At 65.5% G+C, this 20040-nt stretch carries 20 protein-coding genes; 13 read left to right on the top strand and 7 right to left on the bottom strand.

Going from position 1 to position 20040, the window contains the following annotated elements:
• Positions 1–5: 5 nt before the first annotated feature.
• Entirely contained in the window at positions 6–1259 is a 1254-nt protein-coding gene (locus V3G39_14330) for a saccharopine dehydrogenase NADP-binding domain-containing protein (protein ID XAS75815.1), read from the bottom strand.
• 231 nt (positions 1260–1490) lie between these two features.
• Here V3G39_14330 and V3G39_14325 point away from each other — a divergent pair, with 231 nt between their 5' ends.
• The 7 genes from V3G39_14325 to ispG all read left to right on the top strand — a co-directional run bounded on the left by V3G39_14325 (position 1491) and on the right by ispG (position 8415).
• Positions 1491–2939: an NAD-dependent succinate-semialdehyde dehydrogenase gene (locus V3G39_14325; GenBank protein XAS75814.1), complete on the top strand. Its 1449-nt coding sequence runs from the start codon at positions 1491–1493 to the stop codon at positions 2937–2939.
• Positions 2940–3053: 114 nt separating this feature from the next.
• On the top strand, positions 3054–3356 hold the full coding sequence (locus V3G39_14320; protein XAS75813.1) for a hypothetical protein: 303 nt from the start codon (positions 3054–3056) through the stop codon (positions 3354–3356).
• On the top strand, positions 3353–3940 hold the full coding sequence (locus V3G39_14315) for a hypothetical protein (protein XAS75812.1): 588 nt from the start codon (positions 3353–3355) through the stop codon (positions 3938–3940). The genes V3G39_14320 and V3G39_14315 overlap by 4 nt, the downstream gene beginning before the upstream one ends.
• On the top strand, positions 3937–4629 hold the full coding sequence (locus tag V3G39_14310) for a hypothetical protein (protein ID XAS75811.1): 693 nt from the start codon (positions 3937–3939) through the stop codon (positions 4627–4629). The genes V3G39_14315 and V3G39_14310 overlap by 4 nt, the downstream gene beginning before the upstream one ends.
• A 63-nt stretch (positions 4630–4692) precedes the next feature.
• On the top strand, positions 4693–5874 hold the full coding sequence (dxr, locus tag V3G39_14305) for a 1-deoxy-D-xylulose-5-phosphate reductoisomerase (protein ID XAS78250.1): 1182 nt from the start codon (positions 4693–4695) through the stop codon (positions 5872–5874).
• 40 nt (positions 5875–5914) lie between these two features.
• On the top strand, positions 5915–7237 hold the full coding sequence (locus V3G39_14300) for a site-2 protease family protein (GenBank protein XAS78249.1): 1323 nt from the start codon (positions 5915–5917) through the stop codon (positions 7235–7237).
• 20 nt (positions 7238–7257) lie between these two features.
• A complete protein-coding gene (ispG, locus tag V3G39_14295) occupies positions 7258–8415 on the top strand; it encodes a flavodoxin-dependent (E)-4-hydroxy-3-methylbut-2-enyl-diphosphate synthase (GenBank protein ID XAS75810.1) in 1158 nt (385 codons plus the stop codon).
• 7 nt (positions 8416–8422) lie between these two features.
• Here the strand turns inward: ispG and V3G39_14290 are convergent, their stop codons facing one another.
• The gene (locus V3G39_14290; GenBank protein XAS75809.1) at positions 8423–8962 is read right to left on the bottom strand and encodes a DUF402 domain-containing protein; all 540 of its coding nucleotides are present in this window, start codon (positions 8960–8962) and stop codon (positions 8423–8425) included.
• Positions 8963–9038: 76 nt separating this feature from the next.
• On the opposite strand from V3G39_14290, the gene V3G39_14285 reads away from it, so the two are divergent.
• The gene (locus V3G39_14285; GenBank protein XAS75808.1) at positions 9039–9878 is read left to right on the top strand and encodes a GNAT family N-acetyltransferase; all 840 of its coding nucleotides are present in this window, start codon (positions 9039–9041) and stop codon (positions 9876–9878) included.
• A gap of 35 nt (positions 9879–9913) precedes the next feature.
• Entirely contained in the window at positions 9914–10294 is a 381-nt protein-coding gene (locus tag V3G39_14280; protein XAS75807.1) for a MauE/DoxX family redox-associated membrane protein, read from the top strand.
• A gap of 14 nt (positions 10295–10308) precedes the next feature.
• Here V3G39_14280 and V3G39_14275 read toward each other — a convergent pair whose 3' ends face one another.
• Positions 10309–11082: a maleylpyruvate isomerase family mycothiol-dependent enzyme gene (locus V3G39_14275; GenBank protein ID XAS75806.1), complete on the bottom strand. Its 774-nt coding sequence runs from the start codon at positions 11080–11082 to the stop codon at positions 10309–10311.
• A gap of 37 nt (positions 11083–11119) precedes the next feature.
• On the opposite strand from V3G39_14275, the gene V3G39_14270 reads away from it, so the two are divergent.
• On the top strand, positions 11120–12790 hold the full coding sequence (locus tag V3G39_14270; protein XAS75805.1) for an acyl-CoA dehydrogenase family protein: 1671 nt from the start codon (positions 11120–11122) through the stop codon (positions 12788–12790).
• Positions 12791–12883: 93 nt separating this feature from the next.
• Here V3G39_14270 and V3G39_14265 read toward each other — a convergent pair whose 3' ends face one another.
• Positions 12884–13876, bottom strand: a complete 993-nt coding sequence (locus tag V3G39_14265; protein XAS75804.1) for a hypothetical protein — start codon at positions 13874–13876, stop codon at positions 12884–12886.
• A 226-nt stretch (positions 13877–14102) separates the two neighbouring features.
• On the opposite strand from V3G39_14265, the gene V3G39_14260 reads away from it, so the two are divergent.
• A complete protein-coding gene (locus V3G39_14260) occupies positions 14103–15869 on the top strand; it encodes a proline--tRNA ligase (protein XAS75803.1) in 1767 nt (588 codons plus the stop codon).
• A 48-nt stretch (positions 15870–15917) separates the two neighbouring features.
• On the opposite strand, the gene V3G39_14255 is transcribed toward V3G39_14260, so the two are convergent.
• Positions 15918–16784 carry a glycosyltransferase family 2 protein gene (locus V3G39_14255; GenBank protein ID XAS75802.1) on the bottom strand — a complete coding sequence of 289 codons (867 nt, stop codon included), beginning with the start codon at positions 16782–16784 and terminating at the stop codon, positions 15918–15920.
• Between the two features lie 83 nt (positions 16785–16867).
• Between V3G39_14255 and V3G39_14250 the strand changes: the two genes are divergently transcribed.
• Both V3G39_14250 and V3G39_14245 read left to right on the top strand, forming a co-directional pair.
• The gene (locus V3G39_14250; protein XAS75801.1) at positions 16868–17356 is read left to right on the top strand and encodes a MauE/DoxX family redox-associated membrane protein; all 489 of its coding nucleotides are present in this window, start codon (positions 16868–16870) and stop codon (positions 17354–17356) included.
• Between the two features lie 31 nt (positions 17357–17387).
• The gene (locus tag V3G39_14245) at positions 17388–18149 is read left to right on the top strand and encodes a thioredoxin domain-containing protein (protein XAS75800.1); all 762 of its coding nucleotides are present in this window, start codon (positions 17388–17390) and stop codon (positions 18147–18149) included.
• 15 nt (positions 18150–18164) lie between these two features.
• Here V3G39_14245 and V3G39_14240 read toward each other — a convergent pair whose 3' ends face one another.
• Both V3G39_14240 and V3G39_14235 read right to left on the bottom strand, forming a co-directional pair.
• Positions 18165–19076, bottom strand: a complete 912-nt coding sequence (locus V3G39_14240; GenBank protein XAS75799.1) for an aminoglycoside phosphotransferase family protein — start codon at positions 19074–19076, stop codon at positions 18165–18167.
• Positions 19073–19999, bottom strand: a complete 927-nt coding sequence (locus V3G39_14235; GenBank protein ID XAS75798.1) for a hypothetical protein — start codon at positions 19997–19999, stop codon at positions 19073–19075. The genes V3G39_14240 and V3G39_14235 overlap by 4 nt, the downstream gene beginning before the upstream one ends.
• Positions 20000–20040 lie beyond the last annotated feature (41 nt).

Genomic DNA, 20040 nt, shown 5'->3' with positions numbered 1-20040 from the left:
GCGCCTCAGGCGTTCAGTCGTTCGGCTCGGATGGTGAACCCCTGGTCGCGCAGACGTGTGCTCAGCACGTCGCCGAGCGCAGTGGCCGGTGTGAGGACGCCCCCGTTGATGCCTTCCGGGAGGGGGCACTGCTCGCGTTGGGTAGCCAGCGCAAGTGCGGCCTCCGCGAGCATCACGCAGGTCGCGGCGTAACCGGGGTCGCCCTGGGCGGCGACGACACTGCGGTACTGCGAGCCGTCGGTGGTCGTGGTCCGGGCGTCGACTTTGAAGAATCCTTTGGCGCGTGCCTGCGCGCTGGGTCCCTCGCCGGCTTTGGGGAGCACCTTGTTCACCAGGGGTCGTAGCAGCGGGATGCTGAGCGCGCCGAAACCGGCAGCGAGTCCACCGGAGAGCCCGTAGGCCGTCGCCCGCCCGCTCAACCCGTCGCCGGCGCGCTGCACCTCCCGGTAACGAAACGTCGGCCCGTAGTCGTGGCCGCGCAGAGCGTTACTCCGACGCACGATGCGGGTGTTGTAGCTCGCCATCACGAACGGCCCGGTCCAGGACTTCACCTCCGGTGAATAGTGCACCGACATACTGTCGCGCCACTCGCCCTTCGGCTCAGCAGAGCGGTCGGGTGACAACGCGAACTTGTCCAGGGCGATCATGCGCTTGGCCTTGTCGGTGCGGATCTGATCGATTTGTCCTTTCATCGAATCGAGCGTGCCGCCGCTGGCCCCGCCCTTCATCGTGACGAACAACGTGGTGTCGGTCGGTGTGCCGGCCCCGTCAGCAGCTACCTGCTCGGCGAGGTTCAATACCGCCAGATCGGAGGGGACCGAGTCGAAACCGCACGAGTGCACGATGCGGGCGCCGGAGGCCGATGCGGTGTTGTGGAAGAGATCGATGGATTCGCGGACGAACAGCACCTCACCGGTCAGGTCCACGTAGTCGGTGCCCGCTTCAGCGCATGCCTGCACGAGCGGCATGCCGTATTTGGCGTAGGGGCCCACGGTGGTGATCACGACCCGTGCCCGATCAGCGAGGGCCGCCAACGAGGCAGGGTCGCTGGAATCGGCGGCGATCAGTTCCCAGTCCGAGGCTGAGGGGCCAAGAGATGTCCGCACGTCGCGCACCTTGGCTGCGTTGCGGCCGGCCAGCCCGATACGCAGCCCTGCCGGTGCGTGCGCGGCGAGATGCTCGGCGGTGAGCTTGCCGACGAAGCCGGTGGCTCCGAAGAGGACGATGTCGAGGTCGCGCTGATCGCGGGGGGTTGCCATGGTTCGACATTATCGGCCCGGTCGGACAGGGCGGGACGCAACAACAGGACACGGGCGATGATTGCCTTCGAGGTGTCGTCGATGACGATGGTGGGAGTGCGAGAGGGTTCACTCACGGCGGCTCTTCGACGGGAGAATGCAACGTCGGGGACTACACCCGGATCAAACACGCGATGATCGATCCGAACCGCTGATAGGCGCCATGCACGAACCGAGCAGGGAGAAGTGGAAATGACCGAGTTGGTCGAAAAGGTCAAGAAGCAGTTGTTCATCGGTGGGCAGTGGCGCGACGGCGAAGGTGGCAAAACCTTTACTGTCGACAACCCGGCAAGTGGCGAGGTGCTCGCCACCGTGGCCGATGCCTCAGTCGCCGATGGGGGCGCTGCACTCGCAGCAGCCTCTGCTGCACAACGCGATTGGGCCCGCACGCCGCCGCGCGATCGTGGCGAGATCCTGCGCAGCGCATTCGAGTTGATCACTGCACGGGCTGATTACTTCGCCGAGCTGATGACCCTTGAGATGGGCAAGCCGGTGGCTGAGTCGAAGGGCGAGGTCGCCTACGCCGCTGAGTTCTTCCGCTGGTTCTCCGAGGAGGCAGTGCGCATCTCCGGCCGATTCTCCACAGCTCCCAACGGCGCCACCCGGCTGCTGACGATGAAGGGCCCGGTGGGTCCGACGCTGATGATCACGCCGTGGAACTTCCCGCTCGCGATGGGCACCCGCAAGATCGGTCCCGCCATCGCCGCCGGATGCACGATGGTCGTGAAGCCGGCCGCCGAAACCCCGTTGTCGATGCTTGCCTTGGCGCAGTTGATGGAAGAGGTCGGCCTGCCTGCAGGGGTGCTCAATGTCATCGCCACGAGCACGTCAGGTGCGGTGATGGAGCCGCTCATCCGCGATCCGCGGGCCAGGAAGCTGACCTTCACCGGTTCAACGGGAGTGGGTCGGAAGTTGGTTGAGCAGTCCGCCGACCAGCTGTTGCGGCTGTCCATGGAGCTGGGCGGGAACGCGCCGTTCATCGTCTTCGACGACGCGGATATCGACGCGGCCGTCGACGGCGCAATGCAGGCGAAGATGCGCAACATCGGCGAAGCCTGCACGGCGGCAAACCGGTTCCTGGTACACGTCGACGTTGCTGAGGAATTCGCTGCGAAGCTTGCCAACCGGATGGGTTCGATGGTCATCGGTAACGGGTTGGCCGAAGGCGTCACTGTCGGTCCGCTCATCAATGCCAAGGCCGTGCAGAAGGTTGCCTCGCTCGTCGCGGACGCCACCGAGCGTGGGTCCACGCTGGTATGTGGTGGCGCGGCAATCGACGGCGCCGGCTTCTACTACCCGCCCACCGTGCTGACCGACGTGCCCGCTGATGCCGACCTCGTGCGTGAAGAGATCTTCGGGCCGGTCGCGGCCATTCAGACCTTTACCGACGAGCAGGATGCGGTCGAGCGGGCCAACTCCACCGAGTACGGTCTCGCGGCGTACTTCTTCACCCGTGACTACTCGCGGGTACTGCGGGTCAGCGAAGACCTCGACTACGGCATGGTCGGGGTCAATCAAGGGATCATCTCCAACCCGGCAGCGCCGTTCGGCGGTGTCAAGGCCAGCGGGTACGGCCGCGAGGGCGGATTCGAGGGCATCGAGGAATATCTGGAGACCAAGTACGTCGGGTTGGCGCTGTAGTGCAGTGATCACCGCGCCACTCGACGTACCTTGTGGATAACTTCCGAGACGCCCCCCTCGTGCCCCTACCGTGTCACCTGTCGTCGTTGACGACGCAGGCGGAAGGACAGAACGATGGATGCACGAGGGGAGTTGCTGCGGGTTTCCCCGCAGGAGCTACAGGCGGCGGCCGCAGCTCTGCGCCCGGCATGGGCACGCGAAGATCAGGGTGTGCACCGGAGCATGGGCACCCTCACGGAGGCGGTGGGGTCCCAGGAGGCCACCGACGCCGGCCTGTCATTCAGTCATCGACTCAGGTCGCACCTGGACCTCATTGACGGGCAGCGATCAACACTTCGCCGGACGTTGGATTCAGCGGCTTTCGCGTACGCGGATACCGAATGGCACAGCGCTGGCGTGATGCGGCGACGCCGGTGACAACCCGGCCCGACCCGGTGGCGATGCGCGTCGCGGCTCGGCAGCTGTTGTGCACGGTGCAGGACCTGGAACACGAGGTCACTCTGGTGCGCAGGTCCGCGGGTCGACTGAACGAGCACTGGACGGGCGGCGCTGCGCTGCAGCATGCGACTGCTGCCGGCGAGTACCTGCGCGGTCTGGAAACGGTTGCCCAAATGCTGCGCAACGCTGCACAGCATGCCGCCGCAACCGCCGCCCGCCTGGAGTGGGAGTTGATCGAGCTGGACCGACTCCAGGCGCGGCCCGCAGTTGTCGGCGGCTCATTGGGCGCTGCCACTGAACGATCGGTAGCGCGTTCGCAGGTCGAGGAGGTGTGGTCGCGTATCCGGGCGCATCAAAGATCGTGGGCGCTCGCGATGGACCAGATAGAGATACCGGGTCAACCTCGTCAACCGGGCCGACGGATGCGTTGTGGGCCGGTGCATCGACCCGACCTCGGAGACCGCAGGATGCGGACCGGGCCTGTGCATCGTGTCGTCGACGCGTGGGTAGGTGGCGGCGGCCATCAGGTCATTTCGGTGCAGCCACCGGTGAGCGCGTCATGAATGAACCGATTGCGCCACTGTTTCGGCTGACCGACGAGGAGCTGGATTTGTTGAGCGCCGCTGCGGAAGTGGACACCCCCTATCTGGACCGGCTCGACGCCAACGGGCGCGAAGTGGCCGTGAACGTGGCCTACCGCTCGCTATGTGCGCACGGTGTCTGCGAGGCCCAGGGCGGTGGACTGCTGGTACCCGATGAACTCGTCCAGTTGCTGCAGGTACGGTCCGGTTGCGAACGCCGCTACCGGGTCGAGCTGCACATCGACGGATCGCGCTCGGTGCGCCACGTGTACGAGGCAGGAGGAACGGCGGTCTGTGAGGACATCTCAAGTGACGGACTGCATGATTTCGACGTGGTACCGGCCAGTCGGACGGCACTGCTTGTCGCGGCAGCGCTGGCGCCCGTGTTCTCCCCTGCCTCTCATGGCGAAACCGTGCCAACCGGCTGTCGATTCGCCGGGGATCTGCGGCTGCTGGCCGAGCCCGCGCCGTGGGGCGTCGTGCTCGCGACTGCGGATGTTACGCAGGTCGTCACCGGTAGCGAGGATGAGTTCGTCTGCGTTATCTGGGGGGACGCCGGCACGTATCTGGTGAGCAGCCCGAGCCCTCGCGCGCGGTCAGGATTCGTCGTCGGCCACACGTCGCTCGCGGGTCTGGTCGCCGAGCAGTTAGGAATCGACCGGGCCAGCTGACAGAGCGCACCACGGCAGCTGATGATCCAGATCGGCATTCGGCAGAATGGAGTCATGCCTCCTATCAGCCGCCGCACAGTGGCCTTGCTCGGCTCGACCGGTTCGATCGGCACCCAGGCGATCCAGATCGCCCGTGCCCAACCGGATCGTTTCCAGATCGTGGCCCTCGCAGCGGGCGGCTCGGACACCGCGCTGCTGGCCCGGCAGGCGGTGCAGCTGAAAGTGGAGATGATCGCCGTGGCGCGCGGCGGGCAGAACGAGATGCGGGCAGAGGTGCAGGATGCAGCACGGGCCGCAGGTCTGTCCGACTATCGTCCGCAGATCGTCGTGGGCCCTGACGCGGCTGTGCTCGCAAGCCGCTGCGGGGCGGATGTGGTGCTGAACGCCATCACCGGATCCATCGGACTGCGACCGACGCTAGCGGCCCTGCACAACGGGGCGACGTTGGCGCTTGCCAACAAGGAGTCACTGATCGTCGGCGGTCCCATCGTCAAGGCAGCCGCTGCTCCCGACCAGATCGTGCCGGTGGACAGCGAGCACAGCGCCATCGCGCAGTGTCTCGCCGCTGGGCGGCATGAAGAGGTGCGGCGTCTCGTGGTCACCGCCAGCGGCGGCCCGTTCCGGGGCCGTGCACGTGAACAGCTGCACGACGTCACGCCGCAGGAAGCGCTCGCCCATCCGAATTTCGCCATGGGGCGCGTGGTGACCACGAACTCCGCGACGTTGGTCAACAAGGGTTTGGAGGTCATCGAGGCGCACCTGCTCTTCGACATTCCGCTGGAGCAGATCGATGTGGTCGTGCACCCGCAGCAGATGGTCCACTCGATGGTCGAGTTCGTCGACGGATCGACCATTGCCCAGTGCGGCCCGCCGAGCATGATGGTGCCGATCGCGCTGGGTATGGGATGGCCGGACCATGTTCCGGACGCCGGGCCGCGCATCGACTGGACTCAGGCATCGCGGTGGGATTTCGAGCCGCTGGACAACGACGCCTTCCCGGCGGTCGATCTGGCCCGTGAGGTCGGTGCTGCCGGGTCGACCTATCCCGCGGTCTACAACGCAGCCAATGAAGAATGCGTTGACGCCTTCCATGACGGGAGGTTGCGGTTCACCGCAATCGTGGACACGGTGCGACAGGTCGTTCACGACCATCAGCCCGCGCCGGGCGAGCTCACCGTCGAGAACCTCCTCGCGGCCGAGGACTGGGCCCGTTCTCGAGCCCGTGCGCACGTCACAGCCCCGTGATACGAGTTGTTCACCTTCCGCGTGAGACGCTAGAAGGGTGATGTTCCTGCTCGGTGTGCTGCTCATGGTGGTCGGTGTTGCGGCCTCGATCGCATTGCACGAGCTGGGTCACATGCTTCCCGCCAAGAAGTTCGGTGTGAAGGTCACCCAGTACATGATCGGTTTCGGACCGACATTGTTCTCCCGTCGGCGGGGCGAGACCGAGTACGGCGTCAAGGCGATCCCGCTCGGTGGCTACATCCGGATGGTCGGCATGTTCCCCCCCGCACCGGGGCAGGATCCCTCCATGGTGCGCAGGTCCTCCACGGGTCGCTGGAGTCAGCTGGTCGATCAGGCCCGCGAAGCAGCATTCGAGGAGATCCCCTCGCACGAGGCGCATCGGGTCTTCTACAAACTGCCGACGCACCGCAAGGTCATCATCATGTTCGGCGGGCCGTGCATGAACCTGGTCATCGCTGCCGTGCTGCTGATCGTCATATCGTGCGGCATCGGCTTGCCGAAGCAGGTCACGGCCGACGTGACCGCAGTCGGCAACTGCCTACCCACCCAGTCCAACCCCGCGCCGAAGACCTGCGCGACACCGTCGCCGGCCGCAGCCGCGGGCCTTGCGCCGAAGGACCGCATCGAGTCGGTGGACGGCGTCAAGGTCACGACCACCTTGCAGGCCACCGACATCATCCGCGCGCATCCGAACCAGGCGATCCCGATGGTGATCCTGCGTGACGGGGTACGCCGCACCCTGCAGATCACGCCGGCGTTGCGCACGCTGGTCAAGACCGATGACCAGGGCAATCCGGTCACCACCTGGACCGGCGACACCGAGACGGTGCGCGCGGGCCAGATCGGCGCCGGTATCGGCGGCACCAGCATTGTGTACCGGCAGTCGATCACCGCAGCGCCTTCGATCGTCTGGGACGGGGTGGCGCAGACTGCCTCGGTCTTCGTGAAGATCCCGCAGAAGATGGTGGGCGTCTTCAATGCGGCGTTCAACAGCAAGACCCGCGATCCCAACGGTCCGATCTCGGTCGTGGGCGTCGGGCGCATCGCGGGCGATGTCTCACAGAGCACTCAGGTCTCGCTGGTCGACAAGGTGACCCTGCTCCTGGGACTGCTGGCGTCGCTGAACCTGGCGTTGTTCGTCTTCAACCTCATCCCTCTGCTCCCGCTGGACGGCGGCCACATCGCCGGCGCACTCTGGGAAGCCGTCAAACGACCGATCGCGCGGGCCCGCGGCATTCGCGGCCCGATCTACGTGGACGTGGCCAAAGCACTCCCGGTCGCCTACGGCGTGTCCATGGTGCTCCTGGTGATGTTCGGTCTGCTCTTCTACGCCGATATCGTCAATCCGATCAGATTCAACTAACGAAGGACGCAGCTTTTCTCATGACCGTCTCTCTCGGTATGCCGTCCGCGCCCGCTCCCGTCCTGGCCCCGCGGCGTAAGACCCGCAAGATCAAGGTCGGCAAGGTGGATGTCGGCGGCGACGCGCCCATCTCGGTGCAGTCGATGTGCACGACCCCGACCACCGACATCAACGCAACGCTCCAGCAGATCGCCGAGCTGACGGCGTCCGGGTGTGACATCGTGCGCGTCGCATGCCCCAGCCAGGACGACGCCGACGCGCTGCCGATCATTGCGCGCAAGAGTCAGATCCCCGTCATCGCCGACATCCACTTCCAGCCCAAGTACGTGTTTGCGGCGATCGACGCCGGCTGCGCAGCCGTTCGGGTCAACCCCGGCAACATCCGCAAGTTCGACGATCAGGTCAAGCAGATCGCCAAAGAGGCCAAGGACGCGGGTATCTCGATCCGGATCGGGGTGAACGCCGGGTCGCTGGACAAGCGCATCATGGACAAGTACGGCAAAGCGACACCCGAGGCGCTGGTCGAGTCAGCAGTTTGGGAGGCATCGCTCTTCGAAGAACATGACTTCCACGACTTCAAGATCTCGGTCAAGCACAACGACCCGGTGATCATGGTGCGCGCCTACGAACTGCTCGCCGAGCGCGGCGACTGGCCGCTGCACCTCGGCGTGACCGAGGCCGGACCGGCGTTCCAGGGCACGATCAAGTCCGCGACCGCGTTCGGCGCACTGTTGTCCCAAGGAATCGGTGACACGATCCGGGTCTCGCTGTCCGCACCGCCGGTTGAAGAGATCAAAGTCGGCATTCAGATCCTGCAGTCGCTGAACCTCAAGCCCAGAAGGTTGGAGATCGTGTCCTGCCCCTCCTGCGGGCGAGCTCAGGTCGACGTCTACAAATTGGCTGAGGAGGTCACTGCAGGGCTGGAAGGTCTGACGGTGCCGCTGCGGGTCGCGGTCATGGGCTGTGTGGTCAACGGTCCGGGCGAAGCGCGTGAGGCCGACCTCGGAGTCGCCTCTGGTAACGGTAAAGGTCAGATCTTCGTCAAGGGCGAGGTCGTCAAGACCGTGCCGGAGAGCCAGATCGTCGAGACCCTCATCGAGGAGGCCATGCGGATCGCGGAGGAGATGGGCGAGCCGGTCGACGGCGACACCGGTGCGCCCATCGTGTCGGTCAGCTGAGCGGGGATTACTGAGGGCTGAGCAGCCGATTCAGCCAATGCTGCGGTCGCTGCGCAAAGGGCTCGTTGCGGGCTGAGACAGCGTTCCGGACACTCGAGCAGTCCTGCAGCGCGCGTGCAATGACGTCCTGCGGGTAACCGTAGAGCTTCTGGTGCTCTTCGAACTCATCCTCATCGTCGACGTAGAGCCGCCCTTCGTGTTCGCGTACGACGTCCAGGTCGAGATCGATGAGGGTGAAGGCGAATCCGTCATCCAATAGGCGCCATTCGCCGACCGTGGTGATGTCGACGTAGGTCTGGATGTGGTGCCCGGGCCCGTTGAAGGTCGCGAACCAGCCCTTGTCGGTGGCGACCTTGACGGAGTCGGATCTGGACACGACCCGGTGGCCGGGCCGTTCGAAGATGGTGCCTGCACGCATCCCGAGCCATATGCCGTATTCGTCGGTGCCCAGGTAGGTCGTCGGTTCCTGCCAGTGCTGCGCGCCGTCCCACTTACGGAAATCGACCAGGACGGGGGTTCCGGGGGTTGTCGGCAGGGCTCTGGCCATGCCGCAGACGGTATCAACGGCCAGCGGTCGGGGTGTTACCACCAATATGCGGCGGATATGGGGCAGGCTGTCCGATGTGCTGCGAACTTCTAGCCCCGCGCGGACGCTCGGTGCGAGCGACTTCGACGCTGCGCTCGCGGTGTGCAGGCAGGACCCGCAATCCAATGTTTTCGTCGCGGCGCGGTTGCTGGAGGCCGGCCCGGCCGCTGCCAGTTCGCTGATCGCTATCGGCGGCCAGCACTTCAGTTCCATGTGCTGGGTCTCAGCCAATATTGTGCCGATCGGTTGCGATGCGCGGGCGTTGGATGTCTATGCGGCCAAGTTGCGCAGGTACCGGCGTCGTTGCTCCTCGATCTTCGGCGAGGCCGACCAGGTGCTCGGGTTGTGGGAGCGACTGGAGCCGACCTGGGGGCAGCCGCGATCGCTGCGCCCGGAACAGCCGATGATGATCGTCACCACGTCGCCTCGCGATACCGGGCGTCCGATGGACCCGCGCGTACGCCTCGCGCGCGAGGACGAACTCGACCTGGTCGTGCCGGCGTCCGCGCACATGTTCACCGGTGAGATCGGCTACCCGCCGTACACAGGTTCCGATCATGAGTACCGCCGGTTGGTGCGGTCGCTCATTCGTGCGGGCCACACCTATGTGATCGTCGAGGCCGGCCGGGTGCTCTTCAAGGCCGACGTCGGGTCGCTCGCGTTCGGTGTCGCCCAGATTCAGGGGGTATGGGTAGCTCCTAAGGAGCGTGGCCGGGGACTCGCGATTCCGGCAATGAACTCAGTGGTCCAGCATGTGCTGGACCACCTCGCCGAAGATGTCACGCTCTACGTGAACTCCTACAACGAACCGGCACTGCGCAGCTACCGGGCGACGGGGTTCGAGACGATCGCGAACTTCGCGACCATCATCCTCTGAGAGCGGGCCGGCCAGACTCTGCAAGGGTGGGGCGCATGTCGTTATCTCGTGGGGCCCGTTTCGTGGCTGTCATCTTTGCCGGTTCCGGGGTGCTGCATCTGGCTCGCCCACAGGTCTTCCAGGGCGCGGTCCCTGATGTGCTACCCGCCCATCGTGAGCTGGTGTACCTGTCCGGGATCGCCGAACTACTGTGCGCGATCGGGTTGGCAGTGCCCACAACCCGCCGTCCCGCCGCCATCGCCACCGCTGCCCTGCTGGTGGCGATCTTTCCTGCGAATGTGCAGATGGCGTGGGATGCGGGGGAGGACCTGGTGAGTAACGGAGCGACGACGCAGCGCGGCGTGTATCTGGCCGCTACCCTCGTGCGCCTACCGCTGCAGATCCCGCTGATCCGCTGGGCGTGGCGGGCCCGCTGAGGCTACGCAGCCGGTCAGGCCTTCATTCGGTCGCGCCAGAGTGCCAGCACATCTCGACCTTCGTAGGAGGTGTGAGTGCCACGGTTCCACAGCGTGAGGTAGAGACCGACTGCGGTGCCTGAGACCACCGCGTCCGGATTGTCCACGGTGCGATCGCGGACCACTACGGGAGCTTCTTCGCTGAAGGACAGTGCCCAGGCGTGTCCCGTATCTGTTGTGTGGACAGCGACCGTGACCGGCGCGCTGGAGCGCATGTCGAATTTGGGGCGAGGCAGGTAGGAGCACAGCAGTTCATCGACGCCGTCGACAGCGAAGGTCGGCTCGACGTCCACATCACCCTCGCCGGGTTGGTAGCCGAGGCGAGCGCCGAGAGCATCCACGGAGTGGATCGTGGTCTCGTGACTCTGTCGGCGTGCCCAGCTGTCCCGGTCCGGTAGTGGACTGTCCATGAAGAACGGGACCTTCGCGTCCGACGGGGTGGCTCGCAACCGGTCGACGAGCCGGTCGCTACCTTCCTGCAGCCAGGCACAGGTGTCATCAGCGGTGAGGCCGGCGCGCTCGACCTCTTCACGGTCGAAGTCGGTGTCGGTGCCGGTGGCAGCCACCGACAGGGCATGTGTAGCCCACCGGTGCACCATTCCTTGATGAGCCAAGAGGTGACTGACGTTCCACTGGGGACAGGTCGGCACCGTGGTTGACAGGCCGGACTGGGCCGAATCCTCGCGCAGCCGAGCGGTGGATTCGACGATGGCGTCCAGATAGGTCTCAAAGGGCAGCGTCGAGGACATGACTGTGACGTTACGCGGCCCGGCTACTGTCCAACAGATGAGTCTTTCCGATTCTTTCGCGCGCGCACCGCAGAATCAGGCGCCACCTCTGCAGGACTACAACACAGTGACGTGCGACCGGGCATTGACCGGGGGGCTGGCGGCGTACGCGTCGGATGAGCAGCACGGCAGTCTGGTGCAGTCGTTGGCGCAGCTGGGCCAGGTTGCCGGTTCCGCCGAAGCACGGGAGCACGGCATGCTCGCCAATGCGAATGCGCCGGTATTGCGCACCGCGGATCGTTTCGGCGAGCGCATCGACGAGGTGGCATTCCATCCGAGCTGGCACTGGATGTTGGAGCGCGGGGTCGGCTTCGGGCTGACAGCGTCGGCATGGTTCTCATCGGACTCCGATGCGCATCTTCGTCGGGCGGCCGGTTTCATCGCATGGTCACCCACCGAGCCAGGTCATGCGTGCCCGCTGACGATGACCTACGCGGCTGTCCCCGCCCTTGCGGGTGATGCCGACGCGACTGCCCAGTGGGGTGCGCTCCTGGCATCGACCGTGTACGACCCGGGAGTGCGCGCCTCGACAGCCAAAGCCGGTGTCCTCGCCGGGATGGGAATGACGGAGAAGCAGGGCGGCTCCGATGTACGGACCAACACGACGTCGGCCACGCGCGCAGCATCGGGCACCTACACGCTGCGGGGGCACAAATGGTTCACGTCTGCCCCGATGAACGACCTGTTCCTTGTTCTCGCGCAGGCGCCTGAGGGACTGACATGTTTCACCGTGCCCAGAGTTCGCCCGGACGGGTCCCGCAACGCGATACGCATCGTGCGGTTGAAGGACAAACTCGGCAACCGCTCGAACGCGTCCGCCGAGTTGGAATTCGAAGATGCGTATGCGGAACGGCTCGGTGACGAAGGCCGCGGCGTGCCCACGATCATCGAGATGGTGGCCGCCACCCGACTGGACTGTGTGCTGGGCTCGGCCGGGCTGATGCGCCGCGCAGTGGCGGAAGCCAGCTGGCATGCGAGCCACCGGGCGGCGTTCGGCGGGATATTGATCGACAAGCCGGCCATGACCGGCGTGCTGGCCGACCTGGCGCTGGAGTCCGAGGCCGCGACGAGCCTGGGTCTGCGGCTGGCTCACTCGGTGGACCGACGTGACAATGAGCACGAGAGGGCGTTCCGTCGGATCGCCTTACCACTCGCGAAATTCTGGGTGTGCAAGCGCACGGCTCCGGTCTGTGTGGAGGCAATGGAATGCTTCGGCGGCAACGGCTACGTCGAGGAGTCCGGGATGCCGCTGCTGGTGCGGGAGTCGCCGCTGAACTCGATCTGGGAGGGCAGCGGCAATGTCAATGCCCTGGATGTCCTTCGTGCCGCCCAGCGCTCCCCGCACGCGGTGTCGGCCTGGGAGGCCGAAGTGGCGCTCGCCGGGCAGGCGGCGCCCGATGTGCTGGCCGCTGCGGATGATGTCCTACTGCGGCTGAGGTCGGCACTGTCCGATCCCAGCGGCGCCGAAGCGCAGGCGCGGGCCATTGCCGCGCGGATGGCGGTCGTCCTGCAGGGTGCACTGCTGGTGCGGCATGCTCCATCGGCGGTCTCGGATGCTTTCGTGGCATCCCGCATCGTGGGCCGCGACCCGGGAGTGCTCGGTGCGCTGCCTACCAGCATCGGCCCCTCAGCTATCGCCGAGATCGCCCACCGCGCCCTTCCTTCATGACCGACATCTTCCATCGAGCGGCGGCGTTCACCACCCAGCGGCGGCCATATATGCCCGCCGCTGAGTGGTGTTGCCCGCCGCTCGACGGGTAGGTCATGAGGTGGTGATCCACGTCGGGTCCCGCCGCGGTCGAATACCATGACCTACCAGTACCCTTCGGAATCGCTCAGGGCTGATGGCGTCGTCCCAGCCCCAGCGCGCAACTCGGTGCACGATGTGGCGGAGGCGGTCTTCCCGTCGCTTCTCCCGCCAGAGAGCACGTGACGCCTCCTCACCCGTCGAGCCCGGTGCGACGTCATATTTCTTGCGCCCGTCGACTTCACCGATGGTGTCCAACTCGGGCCAGTACATGTCGGTCCTTCCGGCGAACCCGGCCGAATCATCGAAGCGCACCTGTAGTTGCGGTTTGGGCATGCCGAGTTCGTACAGGCGGGCTCGGCTCAACGACTCGGCGGCCGACTCTGCGAGGCCGTCAGCCAGCGCGGCGGCAAGGTGGGCGCGACGTCGGCCCCGGCCACCTTTGGGGATGTTGTCCAGTTCGGACCGGATCTGATCACGGGTGCCCAACGAGCGGTGCAACACATCATCCATGGCAGCGAGTCCCGTCGCCAGCGGGTGACAACGGGCCAGATCCACCGCCGTTCGGACGGGATCTGTGAGCCGCAGGCCGAGGTGTTCGACCGCTTCGGGCAGATGTTGCGTGCGGTGCCGCTGAATCCCATGACCCTCACCCGTCGAGTCGTCGACGTCCAACATGTCCACGTCCTTCGGTGCTTTCCCAATGATGGGGATCCCCCAGGCGATCGCTGCAGTTCGATGGCTGATCAGTCGATCGGATGGTGAGGCCGTCGAAGCGATGTGCGCCAGCACGAGGTGTTGATCATCAGCATTGAGAGCTTCCCAGGCCGAGAGGTCGATGTAGGCGTCGCGTCGCGCGTGGAACCACCGCGGGCTTGGACCCTTACCCGGGCTGTCGTCCGCAGAGTGGAGCCGTTCTACGACTTCGTGGGTGAAGATCTCGGGCATCGTCGATGACTGTGAGGTGCCGTCTGAGTTGTCCTGCACCTGCGCGGATAACTGCTGCATCGTCAGATGGTGCTCTTCGAGACGGTGGCACAGCAGTAGTTATCCCCAGCCCGCGTCGAGCGGCGGGCTCCACCATCCAGTGGAGGACATATAACTCCGCCGCTGGGAAGCGGACGCCGCCGCTCGACGATGGGGACGGAAAACCGGGGAAAAGGTGTCGGGGTCTGCGGTCGTGGGCGGATATCCTCGGCCACGTCCCGTTCATCATCTGAAGGAGTGCTGCGCCGTGGCCCTACGCATGTCGACCCTGTTCCTGCGAACCCTGCGCGAGGACCCGGCCGATGCAGAGCTGCCGGGTCACAAACTGCTGGTGCGTGCTGGATACGTACGCCGGGTGGCGCCCGGCATCTACACCTGGCTACCGCTCGGGATGCGCGTCCTGGCCAAGGTCGAGGCCATCGTCCGCGAGGAGATGACCGCGATGGGCGCACAGGAGGTGCGCTTCCCTGCGCTGCTGCCTCGCGAGCCCTACGAGTTGACCGGGCGATGGAACGAATACGGCCCGAACCTGTTCCGGCTGAAGGATCGCAGAGACACAGACATGCTGCTCGGTCCGACACATGAGGAGATGTTCGCTCTCGCGGTGCGCGACACGTACTCCTCCTACAAGGACCTGCCGCTCAGCCTGTTCCAGATCCAACAGAAGTACCGCGACGAGGCCCGCCCGCGTGGTGGCATCCTGCGCGGTCGCGAATTCATCATGAAGGACTCCTACTCTTTCGATATCGACGCCGCCGGGCTGCAGAAGTCCTATGACCTGCACCGCGACGCCTACATCAGGATCTTCGAGCGGTTCGGCTTCGAGTACGTGATCGTGCAGGCCGACTCCGGCGCAATGGGTGGCTCGGCCTCGGAGGAGTTCCTCGCGGTCAGCGAGCACGGCGAGGACACCTTCGTGCGCGACGAGAGCGGGTACGCCGCGAACGTGGAGGCCGTTCGGATCCCGCAGGCGCCCGAGGTGGACGTCACGGCCGGGCCGGCACACGTCGAGCACACGCCCGGCACGCCGACCATCGACACTTTGGTAGCAGCCCTGAACGCCGACCATCCGCGCTCCGATGGTCGCGAGTGGACCGCCGCGGACACGTTGAAGAACGTCATCGTGATGCTGCAGTTCCCGGACGGTACTCGTGAGCCGCTCGCCATCGGTCTACCCGGCGACCGCGACGTCGACCCGAAGCGGTTGGAGGCCAAGGTCGCTCCGGCCGAGGTGACTGCCTTCGAGGAGAAGGACTTCGCGGCCAACCCGAGTCTGACCAAGGGTTACATCGGACCGGGTGTGCTGGGAACGGACAATGCCAGCGGCATCCGCTACCTGCTCGACCCGCTGATCGCGCGTGGCTCCGCCTGGGTGACCGGCGCCGATGAGCACGACAGCCACGTCATCGATCTGGTCCACGGGCGCGACTTCGAGGCCGACGGCACCATCCAGGCGGCGACGATCCGCGAAGGTGACCTCAGCCCGTCAGGGCAGGGCACCCTCTCGCTGGCCCGAGGCATCGAGATGGGCCACATCTTCCAGCTCGGTACGAAATACGCCGAGGCGCTGGGGCTGAAGGTGCTGGACTCGAACGGCAAGCTCGTCACGGTGACGATGGGGTCCTACGGCGTGGGCATCACCCGCGCAGTGGGTGTCATCGCCGAGGACAACCTCGACGACATCGGCCTGATCTGGCCGCGCGAGATCGCTCCCGCTGACGTGCACGTCGTGGCGACCGGCAAGGACGAGGCGGTCTTCGTGCAGGCCGACGAAATCGTGAATGCCCTTGAGGCGCAGGGTGTTCAAGTTCTGTATGACGACCGGCGCAAGGTCTCGCCGGGCGTGAAGTTCAAGGACTCGGAGCTGATCGGCGTGCCGACCATCCTGGTGCTCGGACGCGGCCTGGCCGATGGTGTGGTCGAGTTGAAAGACCGTCGTACCGGCGAGCGCCGTGAGGTTGCGGTGCAGGACGCCGTGGCCCAGGTCGTGGCCGAAGTCGGGCGCAAGGACTGAGCAACCCTGTCGGGTGCCGTCACCCTGGGTCGGAGCTGACCATGGCTCTCAGCCGGGCTGCGAACTCCAGATCTCTGCGAGCTTGATCAGGTCGGCATTCACGTCGTTGCGGTAGGAGTTGTACTCCTTCCGCAACGGCGTGCGCGCGTGATACAGGAAGTTGCCCTCGTCCAACACTGTGATCAGGACGCCGCTCGCCCGGGAGAAGAAGTCGCGGTGATCCACCATTCGCAGCCGCTCGTCCCATCGGACCTTGCGGATGGATTCGGTTCTCGCGAGATAGACCTGGTCGATTTTGTGGCGAACCGGTAGACCACCGATGAGGTGGTCGTGGGCCCGCAAGGGAGCCTTGTGTCCCGGGAACAACGGGGCAGGTTCTGAGCTCGCGACGTAGCGTTTGGGCAGGTGGATCAGGCTGAAACCGACGATGTCGACCTCGAGGTTCTCCTGCAGGTAGGTGCGTGCCGCGGTGATGTCGCACGCGGCGGTGAACACAGTGTCATCGTCTGCAAGAAGTATGAACTCGGTCGTCACCATGTCCAGGGCGGCGTTGCGCCCATGGGCCACCCCGGAATTGAAGGGCAGCGCCACGACATCGACCAGCGGGTCGTGGTGGGTCATCGGCTTCCGCGAATCATCGGCGATCACGATGCGCCCGCCGAACTGACGGCGCAGCGACCGTACGAGGCGACGCGCGACGTCGGGTCGCAGGAAGGTCTTGACCACGACGGTTACGCACGCGTCGTTGAGTGCGGACTCCGGGTCGGTAGTACGTCGTCCCTTTCCGTCAGTCAGGCGCGCAGCAACCACCATGCCCGTGGTGGCGGACGTACCGAGGGCGTCCTTCAGCCAGCGTGGTGAGCGGCGCAGCGCCTCACGGGGTGAGGAGCGAGGCGCACGGTTCTCTGGGTGCATGAGCGGATGATAGTGGCCCCGCGTTGGGTGGGTCAGCCCCTCACGGCGGGGGCTCACCTAGCCCGCAGACCTACGATGACCCCGTGACGACGACAAACCGTGTTTCGCGGATCGGTGCAACGACCATCACCCGGTGGATAGGCGTCGCTGCCCGACTCATCCTCGGAGCGACGTACCTGGTTGCGGGGGTGGACAAGGCTCAACACATCGCCCAGACCCAACAGGCCACCCGCGCGTTCCAGATTCTGTCGTACGACCTGGCGAACATCTGGGGTGTGTTCATGCCGTTCTTCGAAATCATTCTCGGGGTGCTGTTGATCGTCGGGTTGCTGACCCGTTGGATCGCGGTTCTCGGCGGTTTGCTGATGACGGCGTTCATCGCCGGCATTGTCTCGGTGTGGGCTCGCGGCATCTCGATCGACTGTGGATGTTTCGGTGGCGGGGGAACCGCGGCTACGACGAGCTACGCCCTGGATATCGCGCGGGACGTCGCGCTGTTGCTGTGCGCGGTCTGGCTCGTGCTCTTTCCCGTGACCAGGCTCAGTGTCGACCGGGCATTGTGGGACCGCTGAGCACATATCTGCCCCGGCTACACTCCGCGGCATGAGTCGTCCGGACCGGTCCGCAGAAATCAAGTCTCTTGCACCACCCAAGGGCCCGTCCAGGGCACTGATCGCCGCTGTCGTGGCTGTTGTGGTGCTGCTGGCAGCTGGCGGCGCCGTTCTGGTCACGCAGTCTCAGAAGACCAATGTGAACGCGTCCAACAGCGCGTTGCCGAAGGGCGCCATCGCCGGTGGCAAGGGCATCAATCCCTATCCGGGTGTTGCCAAGGCCGGGGTACCGACGGTTGATGTGTACGAAGACTTCCAATGCCCGATCTGCAACGAGTTCGAGAAGGCAAACGGCCCGCAGATCATGGCTATGGCAAAGGCGGGCTCGATCAAGCTCACGTACCATGTGTTGAGTTTCCTGGACACCAATCTGCAGAACAATGCCTCTACGTTGGCTGCCAACGGGGCGTTCTGCGCAGCGGACGCCGGAAAGTTCGAGCCCTACCACACAGCCAACTTCGCGGGACAACCGACGCAGGAGGGTAAGGGTTACACCCAAGCTCAGATCGAAGGATTCGGGGCGACCGCGGGTATAACCGGTGCCGCGAAGAAGACCTTCGACAATTGCGTGACGTCGAAGAAATACGAGAGTTATGTGCAAGCGACCCAGACCGCCGCAAACAAGGCCAACGTCAACGGAACCCCCACGTTCTTCTTCAATGGGAAGCAGCTGTCCAGCACCGGCCCGGACTACAAGACCCTGCTCACCGTCCCCAACTCTTTCCAGCAGGTGCTTTCCAGCCAGACCAAGTAGGTGCTAGGGGTCTGATCACTCCTGCATTGCTTTAGCTGCGGATATGTAGCAGGACAACGCGTCCTGATCTGGCGGGGTTTTCTCGGCTTCCCACAGCGCATTCAGCACCAGCCGTACGAAGGACCAGCCGCGCGCACGGTCCCGATCCAGGCCTGCCACGTCGCAGACGATCTCGAGCCGGGTACGCAGGTGGGCACGTACGCTGTCCGCCTGCAGCGCTTCCTCCCAACGGTTCCACAGCGCCGGTGCCACCGCGAACTCCCACTCGCCGTTGATGGGTTTGGGGTCGATCGCCAACCACGGCGCGCGCTGCGCGGCCAGTGCATTCGCGTAATGCAGGTCGGTGTGCACCAGATCTTCGCGGCTACCCGGGCCAAGGTCGCGAAGGAGAGATGCCGCCTGCTCGGTCATCCGGCGCGGCACCCGCGGCGAGCCGGCGCGGCACTCTCGAGCCCAGCGGGCAGCCTCTGTGGGTAGGTCCGCGACTCTGGCGACCGGGGCGGCGTCCAGTTCTCGGTACAACCCGCCCAACGCAGCGCATGCCTGCATGATCGGCAACGCATGCAGATCGCGAGATCGATCGAGTCGCTCCAGCAGTAGCGCCGACCGCGTCGGGTCGGCTGCCACCAACTGCACGGCGCCGCGCCCATTCCAGCGTCGTAAGGCCAGGTGCTCGAACCGGGCTTCGGGATGTGGCCACGTCACTTTGAGCACGACGTCCTGACCTTGCCAACGACACGGTATGACGAGGGCGCACTGCCCGTGGGTCGGTGTGCCATCCAGAAGCAGACCCCACTGATCGACGCATTCATCGATCAGGCGGGGCAGCGCAGCAAGCCACGTGGCACCGTCCGGTCCATCTGCAGCGGGTCGCCCACCCATCGAAGCGGAGAAAGTTACCGGGATATCGCCTGCCGAGGTGCTCACGAGGCGAGGCCGGGAAACGGTGCGAGCGGCGCTCCCCAACGCCACCCCAGTGCCGTCGGTTCAGCCCATTCGCGGACCACGGCCCGCACCACATCGACGGATCCATGATGCGCGTCCACCGATCGGGCAGCTGCCTGGGAAACAGCTGCCAGTACGGTTCGGGCGAGTGCAGAGCTGGTGGCCGGGTTTATCGGTGCGATGGGCAGGCGATAGCTCAGCGGCGCGGGCGGGGCGCTGGCGCCTGCTGCCTTCTCCAACCGGGAGCGCTGCGCCGACATGATCAGCACGGAGGAACCGACCAGGTAACGATCCTTGTCCGGAGTGCGCGCGGCGATAACTTCGAGTGCATAGACGGCCCGTCGCACCGCGGGGATCAGAGTGACCGCCATACCTTGAGTTGGTTGCAGCCCAACCCAGGCAGGCGCGGGACCGACGACTGTGGCGGCCGCCGTGTAGGAGGCCAACAGGGCGGCGAACATCGCGGTGTTCGTCGGCGTGCTGGATCGGACGTTCTGCAGCGTCTGGGTGTCGACGCCGAGAAATTCGGCATACCCCAGAGCCGCCGTGCTGGTGCTCGTGCTCGTCGAGGGGCTGGCTGATGGCGAGGCGCTCGGCATGCTCGGGCTGATCCCGTTGGATCTCATCACCGCTAGCAGGCGGGTCACCTGTTGGCGGTGCATCACTGTCAGGCGTGGCCCCCATGGCTTGGGTTCGGTGACTGCGATGTTCTGCAGACCCAGAGATGAGGCCAGCGCGGCGTGGAAGGCGGCAGCATCAGGTGGTGGACCCTGGGTTCGGATACCTGGTATCGCGGGTGCGTCGCGCTGCAGGCGGACGCTGCATGCGGACACGCTGCCCACTCCGGCGAGGGCCACTCCCACCAGCACCGCACGTCGAGACCGAGGCATCGCGGGGCTGCTCACCCCACGATCGTAGGCGAGACGGCCGTCTCGATCGATGAGAC

Source organism: Dermatophilaceae bacterium Sec6.4, from assembly GCA_039636865.1.
Classification (GTDB): domain Bacteria; phylum Actinomycetota; class Actinomycetes; order Actinomycetales; family Dermatophilaceae; genus Allobranchiibius.
This window is presented reverse-complemented; position numbering and strand designations above follow the sequence as displayed.